Origin of the sequence: Chitinophaga sp. OAE865 (genome assembly GCF_040546735.1) — a bacterium.
GTDB classification, from domain to species: Bacteria; Bacteroidota; Bacteroidia; order Chitinophagales; family Chitinophagaceae; genus Chitinophaga; species Chitinophaga polysaccharea_A.
In genome coordinates this window covers 6,667,516-6,685,289 of record NZ_JBEPOF010000001.1, presented here as the reverse complement: position 1 = coordinate 6,685,289, position 17,774 = coordinate 6,667,516, and the positions used below count along the sequence as shown (strand labels likewise).

Genomic DNA, 17,774 nt, shown 5'->3' with positions numbered 1-17,774 from the left:
GGGCAGACCTAAAAGTATGGTCTGCCCCTGTTTGCATTCCTGCCTTATGGGGCCATCATTTAAACGAATCCCAAAGCCTTCATTTTGCGTTTTAATCGGTTTCTATGGTCACTTAAGCAGTTTTAAAGCATCGCATGCTGATACTGCCGTTTTGTATTTCTTCGTAAGTAAATTTTATTTCCTCGTTTTTACCGACCAGTCCCAGTGTATAGATCATTGGGAGATAATGATCGTTGGTTGGAACCGACAGTTGCGCTTCCCTGCCCAGGGAATGATAATTCACCAGATCGGCGAATGCGCCCTGTTCCAGTTTGTGCTTCACGGTTTGGTCAAAGGAAACGGCCCAGTCGAATGGTTTTGCATTATCCGTGAACAGTACCTGCCGGAGGTTATGCACAATATTACCGCTTCCCATGATCAGTACGCCTTTATTCCGCAGTGCTTTCAGTTCAGCAGCCAGTTTAAAATGATATTCCGGTGGCTGGTGATAATCGATGCTTAACTGGAACACAGGGATATCCGCCATGGGGTACATATGTTTCAGTACCGTCCATGAACCGTGGTCCAGCCCCCAGTGATCGTCTTCTATCACGTTGGTGGAGGTAATCAGTTCTTTGGTTTCCCGTGCCAGTTCCGGTGCGCCGGGCGCAGGGTACTGTACGGCATATAACGCCTCCGGGAACCCGCCAAAGTCGTGGATGGTTTCCGGTTGGGGCGCTACCAGCACGTGGGTGCCTTTCGTGAGCCAGTGGGCGGATATTACCAGGATGGCACTGGGCTTTTGAGGTAAATCCTGTCCCATGCTACCCAGCGCCCGTGTAAAAGGGTTATCCATGATACCGTTCATTGGATTTCCGTGCCCGATAAACATGACGGGCATACGGGCGCTGTTTTTAAATTCGCCGGTGATATTCCTGAGATCGTTGAGTTGCATGCTATTCCTCCTGGTGGCAGCAATGCCTTTGATGATAAAATTTATGCGAACTGGCGTAAGAAGTCGGCCAGGCTCATTTTTTCCAGTTTATGCAGCAGGGCGCCCTCAATTTCCTGGTAGAGGTGGTCCAGATGCTGATTGATCTGTTTTCCTACGGGGCAATCGGGGTTAGGCTTATTCTTACTGTTTCCCAGCAGCGAAGCCTGTTGTACGGCGTGGTATACGTCGGCCAGCCGGATCTTTTCGGCTGGTTTAGCCAGTGTGGCGCCCCCGTTTTTACCTTCCTTGCTTTCTATAAGCCCGTGGTTGCGAAGGTTGCTGATTTCCTTCCGTACCAGTACGGGGTTAATATTAATGCTGCCGGCAATATAGTCGGACGACAGGAGTTCCCCTTCCGCGCTGGCCAGCAGCGTGAGAATATGCAGTGATATGGGAAATCTTCCGTTGTTCATTCTGTAATCTACTTTATTACAGTACAAAAGTACAATAATAGGAGGGAACGGAAAAATTTATCTGTGGGTATAGAAGTAAACGATGCTGGCAATGATGAGCACAAGTATAATAAGGGCGATCACGCAACCGTTCCGGCTGGGCTGTTTTACGGCGCTGGCCACTCCACGGGCGCCAATCAGGGCTTCCACGGCTTCTTTGGCTTCCAGGAGGCCGATATTGGTGCCCGGAAGCTTATTCATTTCTGTCAGGTAGTACTTAATGGCGTGCAATTTCCCGGAATGCAGGCTCAGTTGTATGGTTTTTTCTTCTATGGTACGTTTAGTAGCTGAATTTTTCCGTTTCTCCGGGGACGTTTCGTCTATAATTACCTTTTGACAGCTTTGGCAGATAACCAATACGTTAAAAGGGTCTTTTTCCGGTATGGTACGGATAATATCCGTGCTCCCACACCAGGGACATACTTGTACAGTGCTCATTAATGGTGGAACTTTTTATTTAACTGCTGCATAAGTTAATGAAAGTTTTCCAGGTTTCAGCTATAACTATAAAGGCAGTAAGAGGAAGATTATACCTGGGTGACAAATAATGATCCGACGTAGATAAGCCGTATTTATATAGATACAGGGTATCTACGGCGGAAATATGGCGTATCTACGGCGGAAATACGGCGGAAACCGGGAGTATCCATACCGGAGCTATGCTCTATCCATACAGTGACCTGCCGGTGTTTTAGTACTGAAAACCTTACAGTTGACGTATTAAATACAGCGTAAGCTTTACAGTTAGCTTCCCCTGGTTTTATTACCTGGAAAAACCGGCGGGTGCTGTAATGCCGCTTCACGGCTGCTTTTTCAGATGCCCCGCAAACGCTTTTTTGAACTTTTCCAGCTTGGGCTTGATCACAAAGGTGCAATATGGCTGGGACCCGTTCTGGTTATAATAGTTCTGGTGGTAGTCTTCCGCCTCATAAAAGGTAGTAAGCGGCGCAATTTCCGTTACAATGGGTTTGTCGTATGCCCCGGATTCCTGCAGCTTCTTCTTATAAAATTCCGCTTTCTCTTTCTGGTCCTCATTATTATAGAAGATCACGCTGCGATACTGTGTTCCCACATCATTCCCCTGCCTGTTCAGCTGGGTGGGGTCGTGGCTTAGCCAGAAGGCCTGGAGCAGTTCCTCATAGCTGATCCTGGCGGGATCGTAGGTAACCCGGATCACTTCTGCATGGCCGGTGGTGCCGGTGCACACCTGCTCGTAGGTAGGATTGGGCACATTACCCCCGGCATAGCCGGATTGTACTTTAATTACCCCGTCGAGGTACTGGAACTGGGCTTCTGTACACCAGAAGCAACCGCCTCCGAAGGTGGCTGTAGCCGTTTTTTCATTCTTGCTTACTTCCATATCTCCTGGCACTTTGTCTTTTTTTTGCTGGGCGCAGGCAGAAAACGCCAGGGCAACCAGGCAAATGAATATTGAATACTTTCTCATAAAAATAATATTTCAAAGATGCAGCTTTTTTTTATATGTCCGGAATCCCTGCTGTTAAGGCGTTGCAGCTATTCCGGGCATCTTTGAAAAGCCTTTCCTTTTTATAATTTACGTAATATATGATGGAGGAGACGGACAAGTTAAGTAACTTTAACATTCTTTTGCAGTTTCCGGGAACTTAGGAGCGCCCCGGAAAACGCTTAGAAGCATACGTCAGCAGCAGCAGGAACCGATAGTAAGCCGGAATTGCCGGATAACGTTTGATAGCATAATGACAATAAAGATGAACAAGAATTAATCAATTTTCCCGGATCAGCTTTCTCCGCCACTATATTGGCAGCGCCTTTGCGCGCATATGAACGTAAACCTTTTACGCAGACACGAACAATACCCGATTGTTGGTGCCTTTTTACTTTAAATAAATAACACTTGAAATATTTTCCTGAATCTGCGTTGATGCAGTTGGAATTCGACAAAGTACAGGCTTTGCTGCAAGAGCATTGCAAAACTGAGCTGGGCAAGGAAATGGCCGCAGCGCTCCGCCTGCACACGCATATAGATTACGTAAAAACTGCCCTGCAACAGGCACATGAATATAAACAACTCACCCTGTTACAGGAAAACTTTCCGAACGATTTTATACTGAACCTCAAAAGGGAACTGCGCCTGCTGTCTATCGAAGGCGCGGTGCTAACCGGGGAACAGGCCATGCTGCTGCGTAAACTGGCAGAAAGCATGCATAGCATTGTCCGCTTTTTTGACCACGACCGCCGTACCCAGTATCCCGCATTGTTTGAGGTGATCAAAGAAACCCATTATGAAAAAAAGATCACTGCTACCATCGATGAGGTGCTGGATGAAACCGGGCAGGTAAGGGACAATGCTTCCCAGGAACTGGCCCGTATCCGTATTTCGCTGTATCGCAAGCGTACGGAATTACGGCGTGTGTTTGACCGCATCCTGCAGAAGCTGCAGAAACTCAACTACCTGGCCGACCAGGAGGAAGCTTTCCTCAACGGGCGCAGGGTAGTGGCCATTTATGCGGAAAATAAGCGCATGGTAAAGGGGATCATTCACGGGGAATCTGACACACGTAAGACTTCCTTCCTGGAACCCGAAGAAACCATAGAGCTTAATAATGATATACAGTCGCTTGAAAGGGAGGAAGGCCGCGAGGTATACCGTATCCTCAAAGCCATGACAGCCGCCTTAAGCGGGTTTTCCTTCCTGTTGAACGGCTATCATGAGATACTTGGCACCTTCGATTTTATCCGGGGAAAAGCCAAACTGGCGCTGGATATGGATGCCAATTACCCCATGCTGGTACCGCATTCTCAGCTCAATCTTATACAGGCCTATCACCCGTTGCTGCTGCTTTATAACCGGAAAAACCAGAAGCCTACCATCCCGGTGAGCATTAACCTGGATAAGGATGCACATATCCTGGTGATCAGCGGGCCTAATGCGGGCGGTAAAACGGTGACCCTGAAAACCATAGGGCTTATCCAGCTGATGCTGCAGTCGGGCCTGCTGGTGCCGGTACACCCGTCGTCTCAGATCGGCATTTTTAAACAGCTGATGATCCATATCGGGGACACGCAATCGCTTGAATTTGAGCTGAGCACCTACAGTTCCCATCTCAAGAACATGAAATACTTCATGGAAAACGCCAATGGCAGAACCCTGTTCTTTATAGATGAGCTGGGAAGCGGATCCGATCCAAACCTGGGCGGTGCTTTTGCGGAGGTGATCATGGAGGAGCTGGCGAAAAAGCATGCGTATGGAGTGGTTACCACGCACTACCTGAACCTGAAGGTAATGGCCAACAAGGTAAAAGGGATCGTTAACGGGGCTATGGGCTTTGATGAACAAACCCTGATGCCTATGTATAAACTGATGGTGGGTAAACCAGGCAGTTCCTATACATTCTCCATTGCTGAAAGGATCGGTTTGCATCCCTCGCTTATTGCGCGGGCCAAGAAACTGGTGGATGAAGGCCATTTCCAGCTGGATAAGCTGCTGAACAAAGCTGAACAGGATCTGCAGCAAATAGAACATAAAGAGAAAGAGCTGCAGAAATTACTGAAGGAAAATGAGCGTTTGAAAAAGGAATACGAGATCCTGGCAGATAAAGAACGTAAGCAGCAGCAGTATACTTTGCTGAAATTACAGAACCAGATCAAGGAAGATGACCTGCAGTACCTGAAAGATATGGAACGTAAGCTGAAGCAGATTGTGGTAGAGTGGAAACGCGCCGATGACAAGGAGAAAGTAATGAAGCAGGCGGAGATCCTGTTGTTCCGCCGCCGCGAGAAACAGCATACAGAACATCTCAATAAAAAAGTGCAGGACAAATTTGAGGAGATCAAAGGACAGATAGAAGTAGGTACCCAGGTGAAGATAGTTACCAACCGGCAGGTAGGTAAGGTGCTGGAGATACGCGACAAGCGTGCTATTGTAAAGATCGGTAATATTCCTATCAATGTGAAGCTGAGCGATCTTGTACTGGTGCAGGAAAAACCTGCGGAAAAGGTTGAGGAAGGGAAATGATATAGAAGGAGGCAATATAGAAATTATCTATAAGCGGTATAGTTGGAGCAACCATGTTTATTCAACTACCTTTACTCCTCAAATTTTAATGGTGGTCACCTATAAATTAGTAAACCAATGGAACTATTAGAACGTGTTGTAACACGAAATTCGGATGTACAGGTTTATAACTGCGACTACGCAGAAGGGGCTAATTTTTTCATGAGTGAATGGAACGGACTTGAATGTATGGGTGATATGAATGTTCCCCATCGTCATAACGGATATAGCATAGATATATTGATAAAGGGCAGCATACGGCAGTCGATCGATTTTAAAAGATATGATATGACGGCGCCGGCGCTGATGCTGATGGAGCCTAACCAGGTACACCAGCATGAAATGAGTGAAGATGCGGAGTTAATTAATATATATTTCACCAACGACTTCCTGGTGCCCGAAATGCAGGGAGTGGTGAGTTGCTGGCGCTGTGTGTTCAGTTCAGGTATGGTGCCGTTGAATGAGGAGCAGCTGGAAGAAGTATTGTCGTATGCAGACCTGATCAGGAAAGAATACAACGGCGACAAGCTGCGTAAGGAAGCGATTATCCGTAATCTGTTGAATGCCTTCGTTATTGCATGTGGGCGTATTTCTGAGCCATCCGGTAACTGGATGAATGCAGAAAGTTCACAATATAATATGGCGCGGCAGTTTAAGATACTGGTTGATCAGCATTTTCATGAAAAAGCGCAGGTATCTGACTATGCAGAAATGTTGTACGTTTCACCGGGACATTTAAATGATACCGTAAAAGCGTTGCTTGGAAGAAATGCAAAATTCATCATCGATGAAAAGCGCATTATGGAAGCAAAACGGCTACTGTATTGGGGTGAGCACTCTATTAAGCAGATAGCAGCGCGGTTGAATTTTGAAGATGATGCCTATTTTAACCGTTTCTTTAAAAAGCATTCCGGATTCACTCCTGCATCATTTCAAAAGAGTATCCGTGAAAAGTACAATTAAACCCGTAATAATTTAAACGTCCGTTAACTTTAAATATCTATTTTTGCATTGTGTTTAAAATAATGATGTCGCCCGTGCATCATTCAAAATTTGAAAACCGATGAGAATTTTTTAGCGGCCAACCGCAAATCTTCAATTTCTTTTTACAGTAGTAACAAATTGCTGTGCTCAAACGTATAATGTGCTGTAACATTATAGGTGTCTGAGTATTGCGGGCTACCTACCTGTATTTCACAACCCGATTGCTGTCACTGATATTGATTGCTGCGAAGCAAGGCTGCCGTTACCTGCCTTGACCGCACGGGGGAATTTTATTGTTAGTAATTTAAAACAAAGTAGTAATGAAACCATTGAAATCAACATTTACAAATTTGCCGGCAGGCTTACTTTATAGTTTTATAGTTCTTTCCGTATTGTCTGCCTGCAGCACATCGCAGGCGAAGAATGAAGCACCGCCACCAGCATCTTTACCTGTAATTAAAGCAGTTACATTACCTGCTACAACGTTTCAGGATTTCCCTGCTTCGGTAGAGGGAACCCGTGATGTGGAAATAAGACCGCAGGTAGACGGCTATCTAACGAATATTTCGGTAGATGAAGGTGCTTACGTCAGAAAAGGGCAAACACTTTTCACGATCGACAGAAGACCTTATGTAGAGCAACTTAACAATGCCACTGCAAATTTACAAGCTGCAACAGCGGCATTAGAGAATGCAAAAATCAACGTTGATAAATTGAAACCGCTACTTAGTAATAATGTGGTATCGGATGTTCAATTAAAATCGGCCGAAGCAAGTTACAATTCAGCGAAAGCTACTGTTGCCCAGGCACAGGCCCAGGTAGAAGCCGCCCGCATTAATCTTGGGTTCACAAATATCAGCGCACCCAGCGATGGTTATGTAGGTACTATTCCCTTCAAAACCGGAAGTCTTGTTAGCAGGGGAATGGCAGGCGCATTGACCACTATTTCTGAAGTAAAGGATATGCGTGTTTATTTTTCTTTGAGTGAAACCGATTTCCTCAAATTCAAGGAAAAATACCCAGGTAACAGCGTTGCTGAAAAAGTAAAAGGAATGCCGCCGGTAGAATTAATCCTGGCAGATGGAAGCGTTTATCCTGAAAAAGGAAAAGTTGAAATAGTGGAAGGGCAGTTTGACAAAACTATTGGTGCAATTAGTTTACGTGCCAGCTTTCCTAATGCCCAGGGAGTACTCAGAAGTGGTATCACCGGTAAGGTCAGAGTACCTACTTTACATGCTTCTGCATTGGTAATTCCTCAGGAAGCCACGTTTGAATTGCAGGACAAAGTGTTCGTTTATACCGTGGCCGATAGCAATAAAATCGTTACAAAACCACTAACCATTTCCGGCAAAACGTCTAATTATTATTTTGTTACTGATGGCGTAAAGGTGGGAGATAAGATTGTATTATCTTCTCAATCTACCATGATGATGGGTGGTTTAAAAGATGGCGTTGTTATTCATCCAGAGATGGTATCTATAGATAGTTTGTTGAAAGCAAAGCCGCTGCTTTAAAATAATTAAGCGTGAAAACACGCTGGTGTTAAAACGTTTACACAAAACATTATTCAAATTGCGACGCAGGCAGTGTTATTACACACATGCACTGTCTGTGCTCGTGCGGACATACCGCAACCCATAATTGATATTTATGTTAAAACGATTTATTGAAAGACCGGTATTATCAACGGTTATTTCTATCATATTGGTTATACTGGGAGGGTTGTCTTTATTCTCCCTGCCTACGGCTTTATTTCCTGAGATTGCGCCGCCATCTGTACAGGTTATAGCCAATTACCCTGGCGCCAACGGGGAGGTGATAGCCCGTACAGTTGCTATCCCCATAGAAGAATCGGTAAATGGTGTGGAGAACATGACATACATGACCTCCAATTCCAATAACGATGGTAGCTATGTTCTGACAGTTTTTTTTAAACAGGGAACGGATCCTGATATTGCAGCGGTAAACGTACAAAACCGCGTATCCAAAGCTAATAGCCAGCTACCTCCCGAAGTATTACAGGCCGGGCTTTCTACACAGAAAGTGCAGAGCAGCTTCCTGATGTTTGTGGCGATATATAGCGAGGATAGCGTTAAGTACAACGAACTGTTCTTAAATAACTATGCAAGGATTAATATCATCCCTCAGTTACAACGTATACCAGGGGTGGCTCAGGTACAGCCATTTGGTTCAAAGGATTATTCGATGCGTATCTGGTTGAAACCAGACAGGCTTGTTGCTAATAATCTTTCTACAGCAGAAGTGATGAATGCGATCAGAGATCAGAACGTAGAAGCTGCACCAGGCCGTTTGGGACAAAGCAGTAAAGAATCTTTCGAGTATATTATTAAATACAAGGGAAAGTTAAATAAGCCTGAAGAGTATGAAAATATGGTGATTAAGGCAAAGAACGATGGTTCTGTTCTTCGTCTTAAAGATTTGGCCAGGGTTGAACTTGGCGGCTATACTTATACTGCCTCGAATTTGCTCGACGGCAAACCGGCTACTGGTTTTGGTATTGTGCAGACACCGGGTTCCAATGCCAATGAAATTCTTACAGAACTGGAGCGACAGATTGGAGAATTTGATAAGGCGTTGCCCGATGGTATGAAGTTTAAGATCATGTATAATTCGAAGGAATTTTTGGATGCATCTATCGACCAGGTAAAAGAAACACTGATCATTGCGTTCATCCTTGTGGCCATCGTGGTTTTCGTTTTCCTGCAGGATTTCCGCTCTACATTGATCCCGGTAATTGCTGTTCCTGTTTCAATTATAGGTACCTTCTTCTTCTTACAATTATTCGGTTTTAGCATTAACCTGCTTACATTGTTCGCATTGGTACTGGCTATCGGTATTGTGGTGGATGATGCCATTGTGGTGGTAGAGGCCGTGCACTCAACGATGGAACGTGAGCATTTGCCGGCAAGAGAGGCAACAGTTAAAACGATGAGCGAGATATCCGGTGCGATTGTTTCGATCACATTGGTAATGGCAGCGGTGTTTGTACCAGTGAGCTTTGTACAGGGTCCTGCAGGCGTATTCTATAAACAATTCGCCTTTACACTGGCCATTGCTATCTTTATTTCTGCGGTGAATGCGTTAACGCTAAGCCCGGCGTTGTGTGCTTTATTCTTAAAGAACCAGCATATAGGCGAAGGTGGAAAGAAAAAAGGTTTTGGCGCCCGCTTCTTCGATGCGTTCAATACCGCTTTTAATGCCATGACGGCAAGATATATACGGAGCATCAAATTCCTGCTGAAAAACAGATGGGTGGCCATTACCGGATTATTACTTGTGGTGGTTGCAACATTCTGGCTGATCAAAACGACACCCACCGGGTTTATTCCGGATGAAGACCAGGGGTTTGTAGTTGGTATTACCCAAACACCTCCCGGTAGTTCACTTAGCAGAACGGAGAATGCAACGAGCCAGATCAGTAAAATTACGATGAAAGATGAGGGAGTGAGCGATGTATGGGCTGCAAATGGGATGAACTTCGTAACAAATGCGAACGCTTCCCCTAATGCTGCGATATTTGTGAGGTTAAAAGATCGTAAGGAGAGAGGTGTTATAAAAGACCCGACTGCAATTGCAGGCGGCTTGTTAGGCAAATCAATGCAAGTACATGATGCCCTGACTTTTTTTGTTGGTTTTCCAACAATACAGGGTTTCGGTAACGTGAGCGGGGTAGAAATGATGTTGCAGGACAGAACAAACGGATCGCTGGAGAAATTAGCGGGAACTGCATGGGGTTTTGTTGGTGCATTAAGTCAACGGCCGGAAGTGGCAAGTGCGTTCACTACTTTTAATACGGGGAATCCACAATACACCATTGATATAGATGAAGTAAAAGTGAAACAGTTGGGTGTATCTGTTGGTGATTTGTTGAGTACGATGCAAACATATTATGGTAGTAGTTTCGTTTCGGACTTTAACCGTTTCGGTAAATATAGCCGCGTAATGGCGCAGGCCGATATTTCATACCGGATGGATAAAAGTTCATTGGATGCTATTTATGTAAAGAACAACCTGGGTACGATGGTACCGGTAAGTACAGTGGCCAAATTCACACGTGTATATGGTCCGGAAACAGTTACACGAAACAACCTGTATACTGCTGTTACCATTAATGCTACACCCAAACCAGGTTATAGTACCGGTGATGTAATTAAAGCCATTGGAGAAGTATCGAAAAAGGCATTACCACAGGGATATGCCTACGAGTTTACAGGTATTACAAGGGAAGAGATAAGAGCAGGGAACCAAACTGCGTTCGTGTTTTTATTGAGTGTATTGTTCGTATTCTTCCTGCTGGCTGCACAGTATGAAAGCTATATCCTGCCACTGGCAGTAATCCTTACCGTACCTACGGGTATATTGGGTGTATATAGTTTCATTGGCCTTAGCGGCATAGAGGGCAATATCTACGTACAAATTGGTATGATCATGCTGATAGGATTATTGGCTAAAAATGCGATCCTGATCGTGGAGTTTGCCATACAACGGCGAAGGGCAGGCTATAAGCTTGTTCAGGCAGCTTTGGAAGCAGCACAGCTTCGTCTTCGTCCGATATTGATGACTTCCTTTGCCTTTATTGTTGGTATGTTGCCATTAATCTTTACACAAGGTGCATCTGCCAAAGGTAATCATTCAATTGGTTGGAGTACTGTAGGTGGCATGTTTACCGGGGTGGTCCTGGGGGTATTCATCATACCCGTGCTGTTTGTAATTTTCCAGTTCCTGCAAGAGAAAATCAGCAGTAAGCCGATAGTGGAATTGGAAGCAGAACATGAGGCAAAACTGGTACACTAAAATATTATCTATTATCAGAATCAGAAAAAAGACAAATGAAAACAAGTTATAGCTCATTTTACTTTTTGTTGTTCTCCTTAGTTGTAGGGTTAGCAGCATGCCGGGTAGGCCGCAATTACGAGCGGCCGCCGGTGGCGCTGCCACAGCAGTTCAATAATGACACTGCGCCTTCAGACACCAGCAGTATAGCAGAAATAGAATGGAAGAAATTTTTTACAGATGCTACCTTACAGCAGCTGATCAGCCAGGCACTTACCGGCAACTATGATCTGCAGCTGGCAGTAAAGAGGGTAGAGACGGCGCAGGCCTACCTGAAACAGGCGAAAGTAGCCTGGTTACCGGCTTTTACAGCAACGGCATCGGGTAGTACCAACTTCCCTTCCAAGAACAGTTTCAATGGATTGAACCTTTCCGTTAATAATCTTGGTGATCATATTGAGGATTTCAGTATAGGTGTGGGTATGTCGTGGGAGATAGATATCTGGGGTAAAATAAAGCGTCAGAAGGAAGCGGCATTAGCTACCTATTTGCAGTCGTACGAAGGCCAGCATGCGGTGCAAACCGGGCTGGTGGCAGCTATTGCCAACAGCTACTTCAACCTGCTGATGCTGGACAACCAACTCAGCGTAGCGCGCAGGAATCTTGCACTCAGCGATACCATTGTGAAAATGATCCGCCTGCAGAAAGCAGCCGGCGATGTAACAGAGCTGGGTGTTCAACAGGCCATTTCACAGCAGCAAACTGCCGAACTGCTGATACCTCAGCTGGAACAGGGTATTGCTATCCAGGAAAATGCCCTGCGCATTTTAACCGGTGAACTACCGTCAACGATTACACGCAGTACTAAACTGAGCGATTTACAGGTTACCGATTCATTGCCGGCAGGTATCCCTGCGGCCATGATCAGCCGCCGCCCGGATGTACGTGCCAGCGAAATGGGACTGGTAGCCGCCAATGCACAGGTAGGCGTGGCACAAGGTAGTATGTACCCTACGCTTACCATTACCGGCAGCGGAGGAGTGAATGCTTTTAAAGCCAGCAACTGGTTTAATTTACCGGCCTCGCTGTTTGGTACAGTAGCCGGAAGCGTGGCCCAGCCTATCTTCCAGCGCCGCCAGTTAAAAACACAACTGGAGGTAGCGAAAATACAGCGTGAACAGGCGGTGATCCAGTTTAAGCAATCGGCCCTGAATGCAGTAGGAGAGGTAAGTGATGCACTGGTGAAACTGGATAAAGTGAAAGTGCAGCAGGAAATCGCCATCCGCCAGGTAAATACTTCACAGCTGGCAGTGCAACAGGCCCAGCTCCTGTTCCGCAGCGGTATGGCTAATTACCTGGAAGTAATTACGGCACAATCACGCTCCCTGCAGGCTGAACTGGCCCAGGCAGATATAGACCGCCAACGCCTCAGCGCTATGGTAGATCTGTACCGCTCCCTGGGCGGTGGCTGGAAATAGCCTTTGCAAATGACGGATCCAAGCGGGTAGACCATCAGCAGAGCAATAGAATCATCAGATCGCTTAGGTCCGTCATTTTCATCATATCATCCCGGTTTACGGTCAGTAAACCGGGATTTTTTATTGCTGAAAGCCTTGCTGGTGTGGGGTTTGAAAAATAATGGCTCAAATTTTTTTTATTTTCAATTTCTTTTATACTTTTGCGTCCCTGGAGAGTTGGCAGAGCGGTCGATTGCGGCAGTCTTGAAAACTGTTGACTGTAACAGGTCCCGGGGTTCGAATCCCTGACTCTCCGCTGTGAGGGATAACTGAAAAGTTATCCCTTTTTTTTCATACATGAGATAGTTTTTCTCCTTCATTTCCAGTGCGTTATGAGCGAAAATATTTAACATTGCAGGGGTTCGATAGACACCATTTGATAGTACAAATTGCTGTCGAACACGATCTTTACAAGATCTCTCTTCTCTAAAACATCAATGTTTTCATAGACATATCCCATATCAGTTATTAGCTCAATGTTTTTATTTAGAATCTTCCATACCTTGTTTGGATCTTGGCTGTACCGTTCGATAGCTGCATTTATATTTCTAATGTTATTGGTTATTGAAGCGTTCCATCTCTCATAAGTATCACGGCTTATTTCGTTTGCAATGTATTTGCCTTCTAGCGATACCATATTAGATTGCTCTTTTTCAAGTTCGACTTTTTTAATCTTTATCTTTTGGTTGGTTTCACTTAATTCTTTTTCAATTAATGCTTCCGTATTCTTAAACATAATTTTCACGATTTTTTTTGGAACACTCATCAAGCGCCATGCACCTAAAAACTGCTCATGTGATTTTAGGGCGCTAATGTTATTGTGGCCGCTGTGTTTACATTTATAGTAGTAAAATAAGCCGCCATGCCGCCCACGGGAAGGAGCGCGGGAAATAGGATTACCACAATGACATTTGAGAACTCCCCTTAATGGCAGATTTTCATCTAATGATGTTCTTGGTTTTTCTGCCCGGATCTTTTTCGATTGGGCAGCTTGCCATATTGGAAAGTCTATTATCTTTCGTTTAGTGCTGGAAATAGCCCACCCGGATACCCTTTAAATGCCTTGGTATAGTTTAAGCCTGCATAAACGGGTTCGCCAATACCCTTTCAACTGCCATGTTACCTTTGCGCAGAAAGCCCATTGCCTTCACCTTATTTTTAATTACTATTAATGGGAAATCTTTTAGATACATTTCATAAATAAGCGGATGACTTTAGCTTCTTCTTCAACGATTTCTAAGCCAGTTCATTTTTTGAACACCCGCTTAAAGCCGGTAGACTATCACGGTACACTTACCCATCCAATTTATGTAAGGGTGGTTTTTAAGCGATATAACGCAGTATTTAAATGCTATTATTTCGACCTCTTTTCCAAAAAGAAATACCAGATCAATTTTGCCGGGATGGTTAAATTTTCTACTGTAGCGGAGAGTATAGCCTTCGAAGAAAACGTTATTACGCTGATAAGCGATAATCTGAGTGAGGATTTCGCCTTAGCCAGATTCAAGGCGAGTTATGAATATTACACAAAGGACATCTGTTGATCAGACAGAAGAACTGTTTAACGAAGACTTATTTACTTTTTTTCAGATGAAGGGCTACCGGATTTTGCCTCCATTTTACGGTCCGGCTTAAGTTCAGTAATGTCGAGTAAGTTTATCTGTGATCTGGAGCTTGCTCTTAGTCCAGATCTTTATGCAAAGCTCATAAAAAATGCACTATATTACGCCCCAACCTATCTTGCACTGTATGGTTTTATAGTGAACATAAAGAAATATCCGGCGGTATTTACCGCGATGGACTGGGAAACAGTTACAACCAAAGAGAAGTTTTATCAATATTTAAAGCTGGAATATTCAGGACATGAAAATGATATCATGGAGCAGTGGAGCAGCTGTTTATCTCCAATAGGACTTTGGCAGATCTTAATATACTTCCGGAAAACGGGGCGTAGTGCGGGGCGCTTATTATTAGTTTGTCGACATTAAGACCTTCAAAAATCTCCCGTACATCCATTTCAGAGCGAACGGCTACTAAGAGCTCTTCCTTCCGGAGTGCAGGTCAATTCCAAATAATTTGGTATTATAGTTACACTCATTTTTACAAAAGATTTGACATGCAACCCCGATAGTGTTTGGGGCTGCTTTTTTATTCGAATCTTGATTATTTAAAAGTACTTGAGAAAACTTTTCAATTTATCGTTCAACCGCCACAATCCCCCATTTGGCTAATTGTTTCCCAATAACAAAATTATCATGGTAATAATTATACGGTATAAAAAGACGGGTTAGTTGTTTTATAAAACGAAAACCATTTATCTAAAATTTGAGGAAGGTTACCCCCTTTTCTTAATAAACTTTTTTACCCTAATACAAGTAGCAATTATTCACTAAACACTTATTTCTATGAAGAGAATCCATTACCTGTTCCTTTTTCTGAGCCTGTTTCTTGTCAATTCTTGCCAAAGAAACAGCCTAAATCAGCCTGATGGCCTGGTTTTGTTAACCAAATATCACGGAAAAAACAAATCCATCAAGGACGTTATCGCCCAGCTATCGACCAACAACGTCATTAGAGATCTTAGTAAATTGGATCCTACGGAGCAGTTGAAATGGGATAATTATGTGATGTACGGTTCGATCGGGGATACTTTAACCCATTTGCTTATTCCAATTACAGCATCGTCGGACATTGTTAGCAAATATATTCATATTAGCCTCAAACCAAACGATTCACTGTTTTATGCTGGTTTGTATAATCTTGCTCAGGATTATACACGAAGTAATAACCCATCCATCAAGACAACTATCGCTAGGGATTTGCTGATGCTATCTAAAGCCAGGGTACATCTGCCCTCTGAAATTCGGATTGATTCTACAAAGAAACTTTTAGAAGACGCGAGTAAAGCACTATCCCAAAGGCCGATGGTGAGACTCAGTCGCCTAGGGTCAGATACAACATCAAACAAAAGGAATCTCAGCACATTAACAGGTGAACAAACTTGTACGATGCATTTCCAAATTTCTTACCTGCTGTATGCTAGTGCCATTTATCCAACCTCAGCACAGGTAAATTCTGCATTCATGACTGAGCTTCACAATTTTCTTGATCTGTACCTTCCAGGAAGCTGGACATATTTGAACGGGCCTTATTATGGTACCTCAGCGGGCAACTATAATATAATCAAGTACAGCAGTTATCAAATGGATTATGCAACATTAGCTGGTGCAATTTCTCAAATATGGAATCAGACAGTCTTAATAAATAATGGGTGGGACTTTGTTGTGTCAACGCAAACTGAGAATTACATAGATTATGGATGTAATGATATTGCCCCCGGTGGAGGCACTGGCGGTGGGGGGACCGGTGGTGGGGGGACTGGCGGTTCAGGTGATGGTGGAACTTGGGGATATGAACCCGGAGAAGCAGATGCGCCCGCCGGAACTGATTGTGGTTCGTTTAATTTTTTGAAAACAACAACAGCAAATTGGCAGGAATCCGGCATGAATAATATTCGGTTAAAATGGGTATGGAAAGGTGGTTCAACAGGAGGATTAACGAGGACTGTTTGGGTAAATCATATCGTTTATGGACTTCCAATTACTTACGCAAATGGGCAGGTGGTGTCGCCAGGTAAAGCAGCTGTTATAGCCGCCCGTGCTACACAATCCGCAAAGTTCGATACCTATCTGGAATTTGACGAAACCCCTAGTGTGCCTAGTGACGCAACCGTAATAGCCTATTTCAAAACGAGGGTAAATGCTTATATGCTTCAAAGCGGCGGCACAGCGGGGGTTACAGGTAGCGGCGCACCGACTATCCTTTTTATGGAAGAAATTAGAAGTGATTATTCTGACCCATATGATTGCGAGTAGATTTTAGCTAAAAATGATCGTAAGTTTGCTTAAATCAAAAGCAAAATGATGCCAAAAGCCTTGTTGTTGTTTTTTCTCGTCACTTTTCAAGCTTATAATGTGTACTCACAGTCTGATACAACAACCTTTATGGAAATAGAAAAAGTAATATCCAATGAAATCGATATCCGCGAGTTTATAAAGAATAATTTTTCGGAGACATACGTGAGTTTGGCCGATCAGTTAGCACAAAATCACTCTTTGTATGGTTATAAATTCAATAGGGTCCTAAATAGCTTAAAGGTTCCTTATTCCATTTTCGGATTACCTATAGATCGCGTCTACGCGTATGTGGACAGTCAAAATGTTTCAAGCCTTTATCTGGTTTTAAATACAGGCAGCTCCGGGTTGAATTCCTTAACGAAAGGATTGGGGATGCCGCGAAATGTTAACCAGGAAAGTCTCGACGGTGGCGATTTTGATTTATTGTATTGGAAAACCAATGGGTTCAATATATTCCTGGGTGATGATTTTTATCCGGGAGCATCTTTTAAACACCGAGGTATCCTGATCATATCAAACACAGACATAAGAAACCTTCATTCAAAAGAACGTTTAAGATAGGGTTGATATTTTAGATTTACCATAAGTATAATAATTAAGCTGAAGCCGTCTCCAAAATGGGACGGCTTTTTACTTTTGAACATCAATCCGCTTCTACATGGTATCTCAGATTATTGGTCTGTGTATTTATGTTGATCAATAGAAACGTACCTCGTAGCCCCAGTCTATACCGGGGTACTTCATCAGATTGGAGAACCCTGTAAAATCGCCTGTTTCTTTGGTGAAATGTTGATGACAGCGTAAACATAAAATTATTACATAAAGAAGCAGCAGGAATTTATCCGACGAAATACATGGGATGGTATTTGCCTCTAAATGCTATCGCATATTTTTCGCAAGGTATGCCACAACTTTACAGTCGTCTTGTTTAGCGTTTCGTGCGTTGAAGAAATTCAACGTCTATAACTCCTGCGTGAAAGTTATAAAGCAGGACTGATGAAAGTGGTTTCCTGATAAAAGTCAGCATACAACTTTAGATATACTTGCACTTATATACAAATAGATTTAAAATACTGTAGAGTATCACATAATTCACTCTGT

13 protein-coding genes and 1 tRNA gene are annotated in these 17,774 nt (G+C 43.8%); 9 read left to right on the top strand and 5 right to left on the bottom strand.

Annotated features, from left to right (window positions below; genetic code table 11):
* Window positions 1-112: 112 nt before the first annotated feature.
* From ygiD to msrA, 4 genes are all read right to left on the bottom strand, one after another.
* Window positions 113-934 (bottom strand): 4,5-DOPA-extradiol-dioxygenase, encoded by an 822-nt coding sequence (gene ygiD, locus ABIE50_RS26715; protein ID WP_209865751.1) that lies wholly within the window; start codon window positions 932-934, stop codon window positions 113-115.
* A gap of 41 nt (window positions 935-975) precedes the next feature.
* A complete protein-coding gene (locus ABIE50_RS26710) occupies window positions 976-1,386 on the bottom strand; it encodes an Rrf2 family transcriptional regulator (protein WP_209865748.1) in 411 nt (136 codons plus the stop codon).
* A gap of 57 nt (window positions 1,387-1,443) precedes the next feature.
* Window positions 1,444-1,863 carry a hypothetical protein gene (locus ABIE50_RS26705; protein WP_209865743.1) on the bottom strand — a complete coding sequence of 140 codons (420 nt, stop codon included), beginning with the start codon at window positions 1,861-1,863 and terminating at the stop codon, window positions 1,444-1,446.
* 361 nt (window positions 1,864-2,224) lie between these two features.
* Complete coding sequence (msrA, locus tag ABIE50_RS26700; RefSeq protein ID WP_502913936.1) at window positions 2,225-2,872, bottom strand: peptide-methionine (S)-S-oxide reductase MsrA; 648 nt, start codon at window positions 2,870-2,872, stop codon at window positions 2,225-2,227.
* A 429-nt stretch (window positions 2,873-3,301) separates the two neighbouring features.
* On the opposite strand from msrA, the gene ABIE50_RS26695 reads away from it, so the two are divergent.
* The 6 genes from ABIE50_RS26695 (at window position 3,302) to ABIE50_RS26670 (ending at window position 13,012) form a co-directional block, all read left to right on the top strand.
* Window positions 3,302-5,422, top strand: a complete 2,121-nt coding sequence (locus ABIE50_RS26695) for an endonuclease MutS2 (protein ID WP_209865739.1) — start codon at window positions 3,302-3,304, stop codon at window positions 5,420-5,422.
* Between the two features lie 117 nt (window positions 5,423-5,539).
* A complete protein-coding gene (locus ABIE50_RS26690) occupies window positions 5,540-6,424 on the top strand; it encodes a helix-turn-helix domain-containing protein (protein WP_209865736.1) in 885 nt (294 codons plus the stop codon).
* A gap of 341 nt (window positions 6,425-6,765) precedes the next feature.
* Window positions 6,766-7,959 carry an efflux RND transporter periplasmic adaptor subunit gene (locus ABIE50_RS26685; protein ID WP_209865733.1) on the top strand — a complete coding sequence of 398 codons (1,194 nt, stop codon included), beginning with the start codon at window positions 6,766-6,768 and terminating at the stop codon, window positions 7,957-7,959.
* A 136-nt stretch (window positions 7,960-8,095) separates the two neighbouring features.
* Entirely contained in the window at window positions 8,096-11,260 is a 3,165-nt protein-coding gene (locus ABIE50_RS26680; protein WP_209865731.1) for an efflux RND transporter permease subunit, read from the top strand.
* Between the two features lie 35 nt (window positions 11,261-11,295).
* On the top strand, window positions 11,296-12,717 hold the full coding sequence (locus tag ABIE50_RS26675) for an efflux transporter outer membrane subunit (protein WP_209865726.1): 1,422 nt from the start codon (window positions 11,296-11,298) through the stop codon (window positions 12,715-12,717).
* Window positions 12,718-12,927: 210 nt separating this feature from the next.
* Window positions 12,928-13,012 (top strand) — tRNA-Ser (locus tag ABIE50_RS26670).
* A gap of 90 nt (window positions 13,013-13,102) precedes the next feature.
* Here ABIE50_RS26670 and ABIE50_RS26665 read toward each other — a convergent pair.
* The gene (locus ABIE50_RS26665) at window positions 13,103-13,492 is read right to left on the bottom strand and encodes a hypothetical protein (protein ID WP_209865723.1); all 390 of its coding nucleotides are present in this window, start codon (window positions 13,490-13,492) and stop codon (window positions 13,103-13,105) included.
* 907 nt (window positions 13,493-14,399) lie between these two features.
* Here ABIE50_RS26665 and ABIE50_RS26660 point away from each other — a divergent pair.
* The 3 genes from ABIE50_RS26660 to ABIE50_RS26650 all read left to right on the top strand — a co-directional run bounded on the left by ABIE50_RS26660 (window position 14,400) and on the right by ABIE50_RS26650 (window position 17,234).
* Window positions 14,400-14,744: a hypothetical protein gene (locus tag ABIE50_RS26660; RefSeq protein WP_209865719.1), complete on the top strand. Its 345-nt coding sequence runs from the start codon at window positions 14,400-14,402 to the stop codon at window positions 14,742-14,744.
* 417 nt (window positions 14,745-15,161) lie between these two features.
* On the top strand, window positions 15,162-16,631 hold the full coding sequence (locus ABIE50_RS26655) for a hypothetical protein (RefSeq protein WP_209865716.1): 1,470 nt from the start codon (window positions 15,162-15,164) through the stop codon (window positions 16,629-16,631).
* A gap of 45 nt (window positions 16,632-16,676) precedes the next feature.
* Entirely contained in the window at window positions 16,677-17,234 is a 558-nt protein-coding gene (locus ABIE50_RS26650) for a hypothetical protein (RefSeq protein ID WP_354028194.1), read from the top strand.
* The last annotated feature ends 540 nt before the right edge of the window (window positions 17,235-17,774 follow it).